The sequence below is a fragment of the Brevibacillus formosus genome, from assembly GCF_003013405.1.
In the GTDB taxonomy this organism is placed as follows: domain Bacteria; phylum Bacillota; class Bacilli; order Brevibacillales; family Brevibacillaceae; genus Brevibacillus; species Brevibacillus formosus.
On the sequence record NZ_PXZL01000003.1, the window covers coordinates 172,753 to 190,753 of the forward strand.

Here is an 18,001-nt window from a genome sequence, read left to right on the forward strand (position 1 = left end):
CGGGAGTGATGTGAGTGATGGATGAAGATGTAATCCATTCAAAAATTGCCATCATTGGCATGGCCTGCCGTGTTCCCGATGCCGACACCCCTTTGGCTTTTTGGCGAAATATCGTCAACGGTGTGGAATCCATCAAGACGTTTACAGATGAGGAGTTAAGGGATGCAGGTATTCCGGTCAATCTCCTCAACGACCCTCAGTATGTAAAGAGGGGAGCTATCCTCAAAGATACAGAGTATTTCGATGCAGGCTTTTTCCGTTATTCCGAAAAGGATGCAGAGATTACCGACCCGCAGCACCGTGTTTTTCTCGAATGTGCCTGGGAGGCGCTAGAAGATGCTAGCTGTGTGCAGGACATAGAGCAGCAAGTGGTAGGAGTTTACGCCAGCTCTTGCATCAGCAGCTATTTTTTGCGTCTTTATTCAGATCCGGAACTTGTGCAAAGACTGGGGCACGTGCAAATCGGCATTGGCAATGAAAAAGATTTTTTGGCATCCAAAGTTTCGTTTAAATTGGGTTTGCGTGGGCCTTCCGTCAACGTGCAAACGGCATGCTCCTCCTCCTTGGTCGCAGTCCATTTAGCTAGTCAAAGTCTATTGAATGGCGAGTGTGATATTGCCTTGGCAGGGGGCGTGACGATCCGAAGTGAGCAAACAGGAGGGTATGTCTTCCAAAAAGAAGGCATGGTCTCCCCAGATGGTCATTGTCGTGTCTTTGATACAGATTCCGCAGGCACTGTTTTTGGAAATGGGATCGGGATTGTTGTTTTGAAGCGCTTGGCGGATGCTATTCGTGATCGCGACAACATACAGGCTGTCATCTGCGGTACTGCCGTCAATAATGACGGAGATGAAAAGATCGGGTATACTGCGCCGAGTCCAATCGGACAAGCGCAAGCCATTCATGAGGCGCTGACGGTTGCCAACGTCTCTCCACGAGAAATCAGTTACATTGAAACGCATGGAACCGGGACTGAACTGGGTGACGCAGTTGAAATAAAGGCACTTAAAGAAGTATTTCAAGCAGAAGCAACCCAGCCCCAATTTTGCGCCATCGGGTCTGTCAAACCCAATATCGGCCACTTGGATACCGCAGCAGGCATCATTGGCTTGATCAAAACGACTCTTGCCTTGAAGCATCAAGTGATTCCGCCTTGCATTAACCATGAGCAGCCGAATCCCAAGCTGTCATTCGAGCAAAGTCCGTTTTATGTGAACACAAAGCCTCGTTTATGGAAAGAAGTGAGCCATTCCCCAAAGGGAGGCGTTAGTTCTTTTGGAATAGGTGGGACAAATGCCCACGTAATTTTGGAAGAGGCTCCTTCCTTTCCTTCAGATGCTTCTTTTAGACAGCAGCATCTCTTATTGTTTTCAGCTAAAACGGAGAAGGCACTAGAGAATACTTGCAAGAAAATGGCGCAATTTTTCCGTGAGCATCCCCGACTTCCCCTTGCGGATGTGTCCTATTCATTGCAAACGGGGCGTGTTCATTTTCCTTATCGAAAAATGGTGGTTTGCTCTTCAGTCGCAGAAGCTGTTCACTCGCTTGAAACAGGAAGGGGCGACGTATCCAAAAGTGACAAAGAAGAGCTGCGTACTGGGCTTCTGTTTTCGCCGCAAAGTCAAGCGATTCTCAAAATTGGGTACGAGCTGTACCGGACTGAAAAGGGCTTTGCCCGTATCATTGACGGCTATCTCCATGCCTGGACAACATCAGGAACAGTTGATGTACCCAGCATCGAGAGCATCTTGAAGGGTAGTGGGCTTGATCATCATGAGGACAAGCTGGACTCTATGTATGTGGAAATGAGTCAGTTCATTTACCAAAGTGCATTGGCTGACTTTATGGTTTCTCTTGGATTCAAACCCCATGTGGCGATTGCGGAGGGGTCAGGCATATTATCCGCTGTCTATCATGCGAAGTTATTATCCATGAATGATCTGGTTAGAATCATTGTTCTAAAACACAAGTGGCTTCATTCTGCAAAGGAACAACAAAGCCGGATGGAAGAAGAACTCGCTTTTGTATTACGGACGATGAGCGTAGGGAGGATTGATCTGGAGGTTATATCCAGCGGCTCTCCCATCACGAGCGAGCTGATTCGTGACACAGATCTTTGGTTGCACAACATGCAAAAACTCTCTGTTACATCCTCAACGGAGAACTACCTCATGGAGAGGGACATTCACCTTCTAATTGAGATGGGGATGAAACATCGGGATTGGTCTGAATGCGAACCTCCACCTGTCATCCAATTGTTGCGTTCGCAAGAAATGACGGAATCGACAGAATGGTATTTTTATAACAGTCTAGGGGAGATATGGAAGCGAGGGGGCTCATTTCATTGGAAAGAACTGTATTCTGGCGAGAACAGAAACCGCCTGTCCCTCCCCACCTATGCCTTTGACAGAGACAAGTATTGGTTTGAGAAGAAAGATCGAGCGAAACAACAACATGCCATTCGCAAAAATGAGCTGGAGAATTGGTTGTATCGTCCCGTATGGAAACAGCACAACGGATCGGGCCGTACACGTATGGACGAACAGTCTGATTCCTATTTAATCTTTACTGATACTAGCGGAATAGGAGAAGGAGTTAAGCAAGCCCTGTTAGCAAAAGGAAAACGGGTGTGCACCGTAAAGGCTGGCCGTACATTTTCCAAGCTGGCCCCACATGAGTACGAGATTCATCCGGAAGAGACCGAGCAGTATCTCACGTTGTTACGAGAAGTTTTTCAACCGGGACAGGTCTGGAAAATCGTTCACATGTGGAGTCTTTTAGATGAGCCCTCGTTCTTTGAAAAGGATGTCTCCCAGCATGTAAAGACGCCTACTTTTTACAGCTTATTGCATATGGGCAAATCTTTTGGGATGCTTGATCCCCAGCAGCCGATTCAGTTATTTGTTATCGCATCTGCGTCTCAGTCCATTATTGGGAACGAAGCTTTGTCGCCGTATTACGCTACTGCCTTCGGAGCTGTCCAGGTTATTCCACAAGAATTTGGAAATGTCCATTCCGCATATTTGGAAATTTCGGCGGAAGAGTTCCAGAAGCAGAAACAGATCGGCATGAAATTGCTCGTTGAGGAGCTGGTCAAACAAGACCCGGAAAAAATGATGGCCATCCGTTACCGTCACAAATGGGTACGAACGTACGAACCCATTCGCTTTGATCTGCCCGTTGCTTCCGATCGTACAGCTACAGGGGTTCATCTGGTTTTAGGAGGTTTGGGCGGGATTGGCTTGACAGCAGCAAGCGCGCTGGCTCATCAGGGTCCAGCTACAATCATTTTGACTGGACGCTCACAGTTCCCTCGGGAAGAACAATGGCAGGAGTATCTGGCCAACTCTCCTGACAGCGATCCTACCCATCAGAAAATTCGCGAAGTCATGCAGCTGAAAGCACTGGGCGCACAGGTTCATCTGTATCAGGTAGATGTAAGCGATGAAGCACAAATGAAGGCCCTATTGGAAGAGATCGACGAGAGGTTTGAACGGATTGACGGTGTTATCTTCTCAGCGGGCAGAGTCGTAAGCGATTTCTTCCAGCACTCGATTGCCCATATCAATCGGAACATGTGTGAAGCAGAGTTTTCTGTGAAAATAAGAGGTATCCTCATTCTTGAAAAGCTCATTAGAGATAGAGAGATTGCGTATTGCATGGTGAACTCTTCGCTCTCTTCGATTCTCGGTGGGATTGGACTGGTTGCCTATACGGCGGCCAACCAATTCATGGATAGTTTTGTCCAAAAGATGAATCAAGAGCAGAGTCAAACCAGATGGATGTCCGTCGGCTGGGATGCTTGGAACTTCTCGGTTTCTGATTCAGGCAATCGTACAGCTGCGAGTGAACGCATGGAACAACTGATCACTCCCGCAGAAGGTAGACAAATTTTTGCTTATTTGTTCTCTCTCATCCATCAAGAAGAGCATGTCATTGTTTCCACAACAGACCTGGAGCCAAGGCTCGCCCTCTGGGTCAACCGGCTCCGATACAAAGGGGAAGGGCTTAAGAATAAAGGGCGGAAAGAGTTGTCCATGGAGATGTTGCTGCAAGAAACGATTCAAGATTACATTGGGAATACGAAAATCGGCCTGGACGACAATTTCTTTGATGCAGGAATCACTTCGATGGATATTGTGGGGATCAATGATATCCTCCAGAAGAACATGGATAAGCCCGTTCTGATTTCTTCATGGTTTGAATATCCGACCATTCGCAAGCTGGCAGGATATTTGACAGGGCAAGACAAGGGAATGGAAGCAAATGATCACGGCTTTGATCGCTCTGAGATAGTCCATAAAGGGATTGATAAATTAAAAATGCTGCGAAAAAAGGGGAAGGAGGTTCGAAATGGCTGAGACTCGAAACTTCAACGGCTTGGAAATCGCCGTGATCGGCTTATCCTGCCGCTTTCCGGGAGCAAACAATCGCCAGCAATTCTGGAATAACATCAAGGATGGATTGGACTCTGTTACGTTTTTTACCGATGAGGAGCTCAAAGCAGAAGGAGTACCGCCTGAACTCATTCAGAACAAAAACTATGTAAAAGCCGGCGCGATCATCGATCAGTTTGAATATTTCGACGAGCGTTTTTTTGGATATAGCCCCAAAGATGCCCTGGTCATGGACCCGCAGGTTCGGCTGTTTCACGAGGTTGCCTGGGAAGCTATGGAAGACGCCGGTTATATTCCTGACAGTTATTCCGGATTAATCGGCGTTTTTGCAGGGGCATCGAGCAATTATAACTGGAATGCCAGAGTTTATTCCTATGAAGGAGAGCATCGCGATCTCTTCTCCGAAATCCAATTGAGCAACAAAGATTTTCTCGCCTCACGAATTTCCTACAAATTCAATTTAAAAGGACCCAGCTTGACACTAACGACCGCTTGCTCCACGTCGTTAACTGCCATTCATACTGCCTGCCGCAGTTTACTTAGTGGCGAATGTGACATGGCGCTCGCTGGGGGCATTTCCATTTTGATTCCGAATAAAAGCGGATATCTGTATGAAGAAGGGCTCTTTCTATCGAAAGACGGACGAATTCGTGCCTTTGACGAAAAGGCATCAGGCATCTTGTTTGGAAACGGGATCGGGGTGGTCGTGTTAAAGCCGCTAGAAAATGCACTGGCGGATAAAGACCATATTTGGGCCATTATCAAGGGAAGCGCCATCAACAACGATGGAAACCGTAAAGCGGGATATATGGCGCCAAGTGTTGAGGGACAGAGAGAAGTCATTCAAAGCGCATTGCAACTCTCCGATGTAGAGCCGGAGAGCATCTCGTACATTGAAACCCATGGGACCGGGACACAACTGGGTGATTCCATCGAGTTTACAGCGCTAAAACAAGTTTTTCCTGATCGGCAAACCAAATGTGTCTTGGGCTCGGTCAAAAACAATATTGGCCATCTGGATGCAGCATCGGGTGTGGCGGCCTTCATGAAGACCGTACTCGCTCTGAAACACCGCCAGATCCCTCCCATGATCCATTTTTCGAAGAGCAATCCGATTTTGGAAATGGAGAAAAGTCCGTTCACAATCAACACAAAGTTGAGTGAGTGGAGCGATGGGCCATTTCCGTTACGGGCAGGGATTAGCTCGTTTGGCGTTGGGGGGCAAAATGCGCATTTGGTTTTGGAGGAAGCCCCTGAGGCCGACGAGTCGGTGAAGGATGAGCAGCAGCCTCACCTTATTTTACTGTCCGCCCAAAACAGCGAATCGCTGGAAAAAATGGCCGAAAACCTGGTGAAGCATGTGGAGGAACATCCCCAGACCAGGTTGCGTGATATTGCCTATACATTGCAAATGGGACGAAAATCCTTTGAATATCGCAAGCCAATCGTTTGCCAAAGCAGCGCGGAGCTGATCCGTGCTTTGAAAGATAAAAATCCCCGTCAATCACAGACTTACCGGGCAGATGGACAGCCTGCACAAATCGTGTTTATGTTCTCCGGTCAAGGATCCCAATACGTCAGCATGGGACAAGAACTCTATGCAAAGGAGGAGATTTTCCGGAAGCACCTCGATCATTGTTTCGCTATCCTACAACGATACTCGGAGGTCGATTATCGATCCATTCTGTTTCCAAAAGATAATGATCGGGATCAAGCCAGGGAAGCGATAGCCAGTTTGGATCATGGACAAGTCATTCTGTTTGCTTTTGAATACGCATTAGCCCGGTTATTGATGGAATGGGGAATTCAACCAGATGTTGTGATCGGGTACAGTTTGGGCGAATATATCGCGGCGACGATTGCGGGGCTGTTTACCCTAGAACAGGCGATTCAACTGGTTGTCAAACGTGGGGAGTTATTTCAGCTACTGCCGGATGGATTGATGCTCAGTATTCCGCTTTCGGTAGAGGAAGTGACTCCTTTCTTGTCTGAATCGCTGGAAATTGCCATTGATAACCAAGTGTCTTGCGTAGTTGGCGGACCCAAACATTTGGTATTGGACCTAGAAGAGAAGCTGAAACAAAACAAATGGATCTGCACACCTCTTCCTTTTCCGAAAGTGATTCATACGTCACGGGTCGAATCGATATTGGATGATTACCAGGCGGCCTTTCAACCAGTTGCGTATCAGCAGATGCAGATTCCGTTTATCTCCAGTGTAACAGGAGACTGGGCAGGGCAAGAAGATCTGGGCACCAGCGAATATTGGATCAATCAGCTAAAAGATACGGTGCGGTTTACGAAGGCAATCCAGCTTCTAGCGGATCAACGCGCTATTTTTATCGAAATCGGGCCGGGGCATGATTTGAGTGCTTTGGCAAAACGAACATTGGGCTCAGATCCCGCTCCCAAAATACTGAACCTCATCCCGTTTGCAAACAGTAATGTCTCGGAGCACCACCATTTATACAAGCGGCTCGGCAAGCTGTGGCAATACGGGGTGACCATAGATTGGAAGCAATTGAATCCACAGGGAACACGAATCCCATTGCCTACTTATCCATTTATGCGAAAGAAATTCTGGTTGGAAGACACGGCACTTCAAGCCAATGCTACAAATCAATCGAAACAGTTGGTAAGGAAAAACATCGAGGATTGGTATTACGTTCCGTCATGGAAGCGGCACACACCTATCCCATCTTCCAAAAACAATGTTCACAAAGAAAAGCGGCGATTGATTTTTGCCGAACAGTCCCTGATCAGTGAGCTTCTGACGCAAAAAATAAAACAGTTGAGCGAACAATGTATCGTTGTTTATAAAAGCGAGCATCGACAGAAAATGAACGACAACGAATTTGCGATCAATCCGAGCAAAGACGAGGATTATGGCTGGCTCTTTCAAGAATTGAAAGCGAGTTCGTTCACGCCAGATGAGGCCATTCATATGTGGAGCTTGCTGATTGAACAGGAAGAGGGCTTCACGCTATCTGATTTGGATACGTCTCTCGATAACGGGTACTATAGTTTGCTTGCCATTGCCAAGGAATTCGGCGTGCATTTCTATGAGCAATCGATGGAGTTGAAAGTCATATCAAATGGGGTCTGTGAGGTTACTGGCTTTGACGGGAAAGAACCGCAAAAGTCTATCATACTGGGACCAATCAAAGTAATTCCGCTTGAATACCCGGCGATTCGATGCAGCTTCTTTGATATTGACATCACACCGAGGTCCATGGATATGGACAAAGCTCTCGATTCATTCCTCCTGCCATTTCTCTCGCAAGATTGGAGCGGTGTGGTTGCCTATCAAAACAAGTATTTTTGGCTGCCAGCATATGATGCCATCTCCACTCATGCCCAGGACGGCATAGAGCTGAAGCAAGGCGGCAAGTATTTAATAACAGGCGGTTTGGGCGGGATTGGCCTCGCCGTTGCCAAATTTTTGGCGCGAAAAGCGCAAGCGACCCTGATATTAGTGGGAAGGTCTGCATTTCCTCCGAAGGAAACATGGCAGGAGTGGCATTCGGAACACCAGCCCGATGATGGGGTGAGCCGAACAATCCGCCAGTTAATGGAGATCGAGCGAGTTGGTGGGAACATTCACATCATGAATGCTGATATCAGCGACAAGAGCCAAGTGCAAGAACTAATGAAAAAAGTTGACAGTCTACCTGGAGAACTGACAGGAGTGATCCATGCAGCAGGAGTGCCAGATGGGGAAATGATACAACGCTGCACACGAGAAAACGCTAAGAAGATGTTAGCAGCAAAGGTAGAAGGTACTTACTTTCTTTATGAGACTCTTCGCGAAAAGTCACTGGATTTTTTAATCCTGTTTTCATCACTGAGTGCATACATTCCCGCAATCGGGCAGGCGGGTTACTGCGCAGCAAACTCTTTCCTGGACTCATTTGCAATATATTGCCATGGAAATAAAAGTAACTTTCCTGTTCTGTCAATTAATTGGGAGAGATGGAGAGGGACAGGGATGGCCCGGCAAATTGAAGAGAAGCATAGGCAATTGACTGGTGAGGAGCTAGAGCATGCGATAACAGAAGAAGAAGGCCTGCACATCTTTTCCCGGATAGGCACGATTCGGCTTCCGCAGGTTATCATTTCTGCCTATGACTTGAATGAACTCACTACCCAGTACAATGATGCGAAAATTCACCTTATTTCAGAGGAAATCGCCTTTGATTACCCTCAGCCTTGTAACACGGAAACGTATGAACGGCCTGATTTGACAACTGAATATACCGCTCCGCAAAACGAGCGGGAACGAAAGATCACAGAGGTATGGGAAGCACAGTTTGGCGTGAGACCAATCGGGGTTCACGACAGTTTGTTTGAATTGGGTGGAGACTCTATTATGGCTCTCTCCATTCTGGGAAAAATCCAAAAGCTGTTCAACGAGCGCATTCCCATGGCGTATTTTCTTAACCATCCTACTGTTGGCGGCATTTCCGCCTATCTGCAACAAACCAATCCAAGTAGGGAGGGCGGGATACACTCTGTAGCGCGAAAGGACTACTATCCGCTGACATCGGTTCAAAAGCGAGTCTATTTCTTGCAAAAGATGCATCCTTTCACGACGGTATACAACAATCCCGGCGTGTATCAATTAGAGGGGGACATCGATCCGAACAGTATTGAGCAAATCTTTCAAAAGCTCATCGAACGTCATGAAATTTTCCGAACCTCCTTTGGCTTCGTAGGGCAAGAGGTAGTTCAGACTGTTCATGAAACCATTCCATTCACCATCGAGGAGCTGGTCCTGCCCGAGGAAGGAATGGATGTGGCAATCTCTGGGTTTATTCGGCCGTTTGAACCGGAAAAAGCACCCCTTATTCGGATTGGCTATGAGCGAAATCAAAACATGCTGCTCATAGATATGCATCATTTGATTTCAGACGAGATGTCCTATCAATTGTTGATCAGAGATTTCCTGTCTTTCTTTAAAGGTGAAGAATTGCCAGTTCTACCTGTACAGTACAAGGATTACGCTGAATGGCAATCTTCGATGAAAGTCAGCCCTGTATTCGACAAACAGAAACAGTATTGGCTGGATCAATTCGCGAATGGTGAGCATGAGAATAAGCTCCAGTTGCCGACGGATTTCAAGCCGCCTCTCATTCAAAGTTTTGACGGGGACTTCATTCAGTTTCACATCGATGAACACACGACAGAACGCTTCAAGCGTATGGTGAAAAAGGAAGCCGTTACAGTAAACATGGGTCTGCTGGCTCTTTATGCTGCTCTCCTATCCAAACTGTGCCAGCAAGAAACAGTAATCGTCGGAACACCTGTGTCTGGAAGGAAACAGACGGAGCTAGAGAACCTCATTGGACCCTTTGTTGATACGGTTGCCCTAAAACTATGCGTCGATGCAGCTACCTCCTTTTCAAAATTGCTGCAAGTCGTCAAGCAAACGATCTCTTCTGCATTGGATCATCAGGATTATCCATTTGAAGAGCTAATTAACAGCTTGGACATTCAGCGAGATTTGAGTAGGAACCCTTTATTTGAAACCATGTTCAGTTTTCGGGATGTCTACGACAAGACAGATCAGATCGGTGGAGTGAAGGAAATCACTTCGTTTTACAAGCATAAAACAGCCATGTTCAGCATTCGCTTTACCGCTTGGGAGGAAGGTTCACAAATAGGTTGTGAGATTGAATATTCCACGAACCTGTTTGCAAGAAAAACGATGGAGCGTATGGCTCGTTATTTTGAAGATTTGATGAAACATGTTATAGACGAGCCATCAATAGCTTTGTCAGAAGTACAGATGGTGCCCGAGAACGAAAAACAGCAAGTGCTCGTAGGTTTTAACCAAACTCGACGTCAAGTAGACCCTGGGCAAAACGTCGTGTCGTTGTTTGAGAGCCAAGTGGAAAAAAATCCAGAAAAAATAGCGATAACCATAGGTACATCATCTTTAAGTTACCGAGAATTGCAACATGCGGCAAACAGGTTGGCTCGTTATTTGCAAAAAAAGGGGGGAATGCGGGAAAAACCAGTGGGAATATACATCGAGCGCTCATTGGAGATGGCCATCGCTATGATGGCTGTGTTGAAAGCGGGAGGCTCGTATGTTCCGATCGATGCCAGCATTCCTCTTCAGCGTCTGCAACAGATCAAAGAAGAAGCAGGATTAGCCGTGATGATTTCCACCAGCGATTTGTTGGCAGACACCAAGCTCTATTTCCAAAGCACGGTGCTTCTGGATCAGGAGTGGGACGAAGTTTTGCAGGAGTCGTCTACTCCATTGAACATTACTGTCGAACCGTCACAGACGGCTTATATCATCTTTACATCCGGTTCCACAGGCAAGCCAAAAGGGGTTATGGTTCCGCATCGTGCATTGAGCAATTTTCTGCTATCCATGTCGAGAGAACCAGGCATGACAGCGGAGGATAAGCTTCTATCGGTAACAACCTTCTCCTTTGATATTTTTGGGCTGGAACTGTTCTTACCGCTCATTACCGGAGCGACGGTAATACTCGCAACCAAAACGGAAATGGGCGACGGCAACCAGTTAAGGTTATTACTCGAAACACACGGAATCACAGTAATGCAGGCGACACCAGCCACGTGGAAAATGATGATCATGTCGGGATGGTCAGGCAGTCCGCAAATGAAGGCTCTATGCGGCGGAGAAAGCCTGCCAACAGATTTGGCCCGGGAAATGCTCGAGAGGGCTGGATCTTTCTGGAATATGTATGGACCGACGGAAACCACAATATGGTCAACTGTTTCCGAGATTACAGATGCGGAACAGCAGACGATTGGCAAGCCCATTGACAATACGCAAATCTATATTTTAGACAGCTTCAATAAGCCCGTTCCATTGGGAGTATACGGGGAAATGTATATAGGCGGCATGGGTGTGGCCTCCGGGTATGTGAACAATCCGACGCTAACGGCTGAGAGGTTTGTAGCCAATCCATTCGATAGCGACCTGCACCCTAAGATGTACAGAACGGGAGACATCGCTCGGTTTTTGGCGGATGGCACTATTCAATGTGCGGGCAGGGTCGACGATCAGGTGAAGATCCGAGGTTTTCGCGTTGAGCTGTCCGAGATAAAAGCAATTATTTCCTCGTATCCAGGGATTCAGGACAATGTCGTGGTGCTAGATACGATAGTGGAAAGTGCCGGGAAATCCGGCGGGGTTGATGACAGGTGCTTAACAAGCTACCTGGTACTAGGGACAGATAAGGCTGTCAGTTTTGGTGAGCTGAAAGGGTTTTTGCTGGAGCGTTTGCCAGCTTATATGGTCCCGCAGCAATTTTTCGTCATTGAGAAAATCCCGTTGAACAGCAACCAAAAAATAGACAGGAAAAAGCTGAAATCCCTGCAACAAATCCAACTCGTCAGTTCCAATCCATTTAAACAGTCGACTACCGAAGTGGAAGAACAGCTTACTTCCATTTGGAAAGAGCTATTGCACTTGGAGAGAATCAGCACCGCAGATTCCTACTTCGATTTAGGTGGGACATCGCTTAGCGTTGTACTGATGCAGGAAAAAGTAAAAGAAGTTTTCGAGCTGCAAATCCATGTGGCGGATATTTTTACACATCCGACTATTGAAAAATTGGCTGCCTATATCGAGATGAGAATCTCAGCATCGCAAGGTGAGGAAATGCGTGGAGTGAAACTGCCCGTCAATTACTTCTTGTCAACAAATGATCGAGGTGAAAACCTTCCGTTGGCGTTGGAATTGGCCTCAACCACCGCACAGGGCTTATTCCAAATTTCCCGGTTCCATGAGATGCGGGTCGAGGAAGTCATGCTCTCTCTGCTTTTTTATTTGTTGAAACAAGTGTCAAATGAAGATTGCATTTCTATTCATCTGTTGAACAAGCATGAGCAGGTCCAGACAGTGACAATTGATTTTTCCAACATGACCGATTTTGACTCACTTTTCCTGACGGTCAAGGAAAGCATCAAAAACGATAATCGTCTGAATGTACTTGCAGATCCTTACCACATGGGACGGAAACAAGATAAAACCTTGTATTTCCTGTATCCGTTAACCCCTTCTGTTCCTAGCAGAGCTTTGTCTTCATTTAATGCGATATGGAGATGGGAAGTGAACAATCAGGAAAGAATCAAGGTTTATCTGGACTACGACAGCTTGCAATTTAAAGCCACAGAATTGAAAAAATTGGTGCAAGGCTTTGCCCATTTGGCGAAGCAATTGGTTTCAAATGTTGTTAATACGTAACAGTGTTAGCCAAGTTGGGCACGTTCTCTTAAAAGCGTGCCCAGTATAACGTAACCATAAAGGGAGGAAACAGTTATGATTAAGATCGCCTTATTATTTCCAGGTCAAGGAAGTCAGTACACTATGATGGGGAAAGCTCTTTATGAAAGCTCTCCCGAGGTTAGGGAAATTTTTCATCGAACTAACGAAATTCTCGGATACGATTTGTTAGGCATTATCAACGAGGGGAATTTGGAAAAATTAACGCGGACTGAATATGCGCAGCCTGCGATTTTTGCATACAGCTATGCCATTTTCCAATCCATTTGCAAAGAGAAACAGTTTTTCCCTTCTTTTATGGCTGGTCACAGTCTTGGGGAATTTACGGCTCTTACGTGCGCGGAAGTATTCCGCTATGAGGATGCATTGCGATTGGTCATGGAAAGAGCAACGATCATGCAGCAAGCTACATCGGACGGGTTTGGCGGCATGGCTGCCATTAATGGCTTGCACCCACTTCTAGTCGAAGAGGAATGTGATCGTGTATCGAACGGCGAGGATAAAATTGTTGTGGCCAATTACAATTCATCCAACCAGGTTGTGATTTCAGGCGCCAACTCTTTGGTGAAAGTCGCCACGGAAAATTTGGCAAAAATCGGTGCCATTACGATTCCTTTGAAGGTCTCTGCTCCTTTCCACACACCGTATCTGGAGCTCAGCAATCAAATGTTCCAGAGGGCTATCGCTCAAACGCAAATGGCTGGGTTAAAATGGCCAGTTATCTCTAATGTGGACGCAAAACCATACTACCATCCAGCAGAAATCCGGGATAGGCTGAATGTACAAATGACCAGTGCAGTCAGATGGAAAGAGACCATCGATTATATGCTTAGACAAGGAGTGAACACCTTTATTGAGCTGGGGCCAAAAACAGCCTTGACTAATTTGATCAAACGCGACTTCTCTCATGTGCGTGCTTATTCCTATGAAGATAACTATGAGCAAATTATGTCTATTATCGATGAACAGGTGGCAGAAAAACGTCCATCCGTGGTTTCCCGTTCTTTAGGGATCGCTGTGTGCATGAGAAACGAAAACTGGGACGACGCAGAGTATCAAAAAGGCGTAATCGAACCGTACAGAAAAATACAGGCTTTAGGCAACAAACTAGAGGAAGAAGGAAGAGAAGAGTCCTTTGAGGATATAAAGCAAGCGATCGAGATGCTTCGTTCTGTGTTTGTGACGAAAAAAGTGCCGCTGGAAGAGCAAAAAGAGCGTTTCACACAAATTTTTGACGAGACGAAGAAGAGACATCTGTTTGATGACTTTGCCCCTATCATGTTTGCCGAAAAGGAGGTTGTCAATGAAAAGTAAGCCTCTATTTGACGATATCCACCTCAACTTTGAAGAGGATATCGCAGGTACTTGGGGGGAATTGGGGAAGTCGGCAGATGCTCCGAAAAAAGACGTAGCGATCATTGGGATAGCGGGAAAGCTGGCTGATGCCCGCAATGTCAGGGAGTTCTGGAGTAATCTTGTGCTTGGCAAGGATTCTATCCAACGAATCCCTTTGTCGCGTAAACAGGACTATGAAGAACTTCTGTCTTATTTTTTGCAGAAAGATGTTCGGAAAGAACAAAGTGAATATGCGGAAAGCGGATATTTGGATCAAGTTGATCTGTTTGATTGTGAGTACTTTTCTATCTCGCGAAAAGAAGCCAAGCTGATGGACCCGAATCAGCGGCTTTTTTTGCAAAGCTGTGTGGAAGCGATGGAAGATGCAGGGTATGGAAAAGCTCGGTTGCGCGGAAGTCAGACGGGTGTTTTTTTAGGATACAGCAGTGATTTTGGGGGAGAATACAAGCATTTTCTTGCTGTAGACAACGCAGAAATAGCAGACTTGGCGATGACTGGGAATATCAAATCGATCATGGCTGCCAGATTGGCTTATTTGCTCGATCTGCATGGTCCCAGCATGCTGATCGATACCGCATGCTCCTCCTCACTGGTTGCCGTTCATCTTGCGTGCCAATCGATTCGCCGTGATGAGTGCGAGATGGCCTTTGCCGGAGGAGTAAAAATTCAGTTTCAACCCTTTGAAAAGGCCAATACGGGGATCGGCATCGTATCCCCAACCTTCAGAGCGCGTAGCTTTGATCGCGAGGCCGATGGTACCGGCTTGGGTGAAGGTGTGGGAGTTATCTTGCTGAAAGACGCGGAAAAGGCAATCCGAGATGGAGATCACATTTACGCCCTGATCAAGGGAAGTGCCATCAACCAGGATGGGCAATCCATTGGTATAACTGCGCCCAACTCCAAGGCCCAGGAAGACTTGATTATAAGGGCGTGGCAGGATGCAGGCATTCATCCAGAGACTATCTCACTGATCGAGGCTCACGGCACGGCAACCCGTTTGGGGGATCCGGTAGAGATAGAGGGCATCAAAAGAGCTTTTGACAGGTACACCACGAAAAAACAGTTTTGTGCGATTGGGTCGGTCAAAACCAACATCGGCCATTTGGATCATGCAGCCGGAATATCTGGCCTGCTGAAATGTATCCTCGCGTTGCAGCACGAGATTGTGCCGCCAACGTTGCACTTTCAATGCCCAAACCACGAAATCGATTTTGTGAATTCGCCTGTTTATGTGAACGACGAAGCCCGGCTGTGGAAAAAGGGGGAGCACCCCCGGAGATGCGGGATCAATTCTTTCGGGTTGAGCGGAACCAACTGCCATCTCATTCTGGAACAATATCACCAGGCCGAAGAAGTGTCCTCACCAAAAAACAAAGAAGAACAATGGTACATGCTCGGGTTATCAGCGAAAAACCCCACTGTACTAGATAAGCTGGTCAGCGATTATGATCAGTGGGTCAAGCAGGCAGGAGTCATCAATCTGGAGAGTTTATGCTACACAGCGAATGTTGGTCGGGATCACTTTGCCCATAAACTGGCGATCGTGTTTCAAGATCAAACCGATTTACTGGAAAAGTTGCATGCTGTTCGCAAATCCGGCGTCGAAAAGATTGTCAATGAGCATGTGTTTTATCGGGGGCTTTCGAGCCAGGAAGTAAGAGATGTCGACCTGGGTGGTAAAGAGAATCCCATTTTCGGCGAGATGATCCATTGGGCATTGAAGTACATCGAAGACGAACCAATTCCTTGGAACGACTTTTACACTGGTCAACGGCATCCATTGATCAGCTTGCCTACGTATCCGTTTCAGGATATTCGCTGCTGGATCGAGCCGAAAGATTTGGAGAAAAAACTCGCTTCTCTTGTCGACCAGTGCCTTGTAAGCAGTAATGGCGTTGATATTTATGAAACGAAGTTTTCAGTCGACACGCATTGGGTACTGGCGGAACATAAAATTGCTGAGCATTACGTTTTGCCTGGAACCGCTTATCTGGAAATGATGAGCCAGATTGTTCGAAAAACGATACCTCACCAGGACGTGTTGGCACTAGAAAACGTCATGTTTTTACAGCCGCTTCAAGTTAAAGAAGAGGAAAAAAAGAGCGTCCACATTGTCCTGCAAAAACAAAAGTCATCGTATGACGTCATGGTCACTTCGATGTTGGAACATTCGGACGAGTGGGTCGTTCACTGCCGAGCAAAAGTGCTTATACTGTCTGAACAGCAGCATCAGCAAAAGCAACTGGCTCTTCCCGAATTGCTGAGGGGAGCAAACAAGCAGTCGGTATCCGGGTATAAACCAGAGGCTGATGCCCCTGTTCAAACAGGCCCGCATTGGGAGTGCATGAAAGAGATTTATATGAAAGAGGACAGAATTGTCGCCTTCTTTGAACTGCCTGTTCAATTTGCGCCTGAGATACACACTTTTGTTCTCCATCCTTCTTTGTTGGATTGCGCGGTTAATATTCCGATCAGTCAAATTCGCGATGGATTGTTTTTGCCTTTTCGGTATAAAAAACTCATTTTTTCTGGGGCCATGCCGAGCAGATTTTACAGTTTGCTGCAAATGAAAGAGAAAGATGCGGCGACCATGCAGGAAGCAATCTCCTTTGATATCATGCTCCTCAACGAAAAAGGAGAGGTATTCGCTGAAATACAAGAATACACCTTGAAAAGAGTGAATATGGCAGAAGCATCTTCCGCCGCGCTCTCTTCCAAAGGGCTGTTTCATCAAATTGTTTGGGAAGCCAGGCCATTGCGTGAAGAAAATAAAAATCACGACACAACGCCACACACGCTTGTTTTTAGTGGTCATGACCCTTTCTCTCAACAACTGATGGAGGAACTCAAAAGGAACGGAACCCCTACTATTCTCGTTACGGTTGGTGATCATTTTGCCAAGCTCGATGACTTCCATTATGAGGTTACTGTCAATCAACAAGATTTCGATGCGCTATGGAAGGAAATCGGGAACAAGGCTGTGCAGCGCATCATCCACTGCTTTTCTCTGTCAAAGATCAACGGTGACCCGATTGGAGACGAAGGTTTGTTCAGTCTCTTCTATCTGACGAAGAGTTTGATTGCCTTAAACGTACGACACAAAATTGATCTGGTCCTGATTGGCGATCAGGCGTTTCCTGTTACAGATACGGAGCCTGCGCTAAATCCGATTCACAATGCTTTCTATCATCTCGGAAAAGTAGTCAGCAGTGAATGGTCTCACTTGCGCTGCCGTTCTATCGATCTGGATACAGATACAGATATCTCTGCGATTATTGCCGAACTGGAGCATCAGCCAGACAGTTACATTGCAGCGTACAGGAGCGGTCAGCGCTTCGTTCAAATAATGAAGGAGCTGGATCACCAGTCATCTCTACCACAAGAGCTCAGCCTGACTCAATCGGGCTGTTATTTGATCACAGGTGGAACGGGGGGATTAGGCTTGACCATTGCCTTGCACCTAGCAGGGAAGAAGCCGATCCATTTAGTCTTGATAAGCAGATCAGGCTTTCCGGCAGAAGGCGATTGGGAAGAGATTGTACAAAAAGGAGAGCAACAAGAAGTAATTCGAAGGATCAAGATGCTGCAAAAAATTACAGAGTTAGGCAGTACATATACGATCTACAGAGCGGATGTTGCGTGCAAAGAACAGCTAGCGGCCTTGCTCGAAGAAGTCAGAGAAACATTCGGCAGCATCAACGGAGTGATTCATGCAGCTGGAGTAGCCGGGGATCAATTTTTATTCAATAGGGAAGAGGATCGTTTTCGTGAGGTGATTCAAGCCAAAATAGCGGGGAGTTTGAATTTGGCCCAATTAATCACCGAGCCGCTGAAATTTTTCGTCTGCTTTTCATCTGTCTCTACGCTGGAAGGTACGCCAGGACAAGGTGATTATGTGGCGGCAAACGGCTTTTTGGACAGCTTCGTCCACAGCCTACCTGTTTATCAAAACGGAATTACGCTAAATTGGGCGCCGTGG

The 18,001-nt window shown here is 46.6% G+C and carries 3 protein-coding genes and 2 pseudogenes; all 5 read left to right on the forward strand.

What is annotated here, in order from left to right; all coding sequences use genetic code 11:
• Positions 1-17: 17 nt before the first annotated feature.
• Positions 18-4,361 (forward strand): type I polyketide synthase, encoded by a 4,344-nt coding sequence (locus tag C7R91_RS04400; protein ID WP_052773358.1) that lies wholly within the window; start codon positions 18-20, stop codon positions 4,359-4,361.
• Positions 4,354-12,627, forward strand: coding sequence for a hybrid non-ribosomal peptide synthetase/type I polyketide synthase (locus C7R91_RS04405; protein ID WP_047067177.1), 8,274 nt, complete (start codon positions 4,354-4,356; stop codon positions 12,625-12,627). Before C7R91_RS04400 ends, C7R91_RS04405 begins: the two co-directional genes overlap by 8 nt.
• A 75-nt stretch (positions 12,628-12,702) precedes the next feature.
• The gene (fabD, locus tag C7R91_RS04410) at positions 12,703-13,980 is read left to right on the forward strand and encodes an ACP S-malonyltransferase (RefSeq protein WP_047067178.1); all 1,278 of its coding nucleotides are present in this window, start codon (positions 12,703-12,705) and stop codon (positions 13,978-13,980) included.
• Positions 13,970-17,284: pseudogene (locus C7R91_RS04415) on the forward strand (type I polyketide synthase); the annotation flags it as partial. The gene fabD and the pseudogene C7R91_RS04415, both read left to right, overlap by 11 nt.
• A 141-nt stretch (positions 17,285-17,425) precedes the next feature.
• Positions 17,426-17,947, forward strand: a pseudogene (locus tag C7R91_RS30015) (ketoreductase domain-containing protein); the annotation flags it as partial.
• Positions 17,948-18,001 lie beyond the last annotated feature (54 nt).

Coding starts and splice junctions, on each gene's coding strand:
- C7R91_RS04400 (WP_052773358.1), top strand. CDS start 18: ATGGATGAAGATGTAATCCATTCAAAAATTGCCATCATTGGCATGGCC.
- C7R91_RS04405 (WP_047067177.1), top strand. CDS start 4,354: ATGGCTGAGACTCGAAACTTCAACGGCTTGGAAATCGCCGTGATCGGC.
- fabD (WP_047067178.1), top strand. CDS start 12,703: ATGATTAAGATCGCCTTATTATTTCCAGGTCAAGGAAGTCAGTACACT.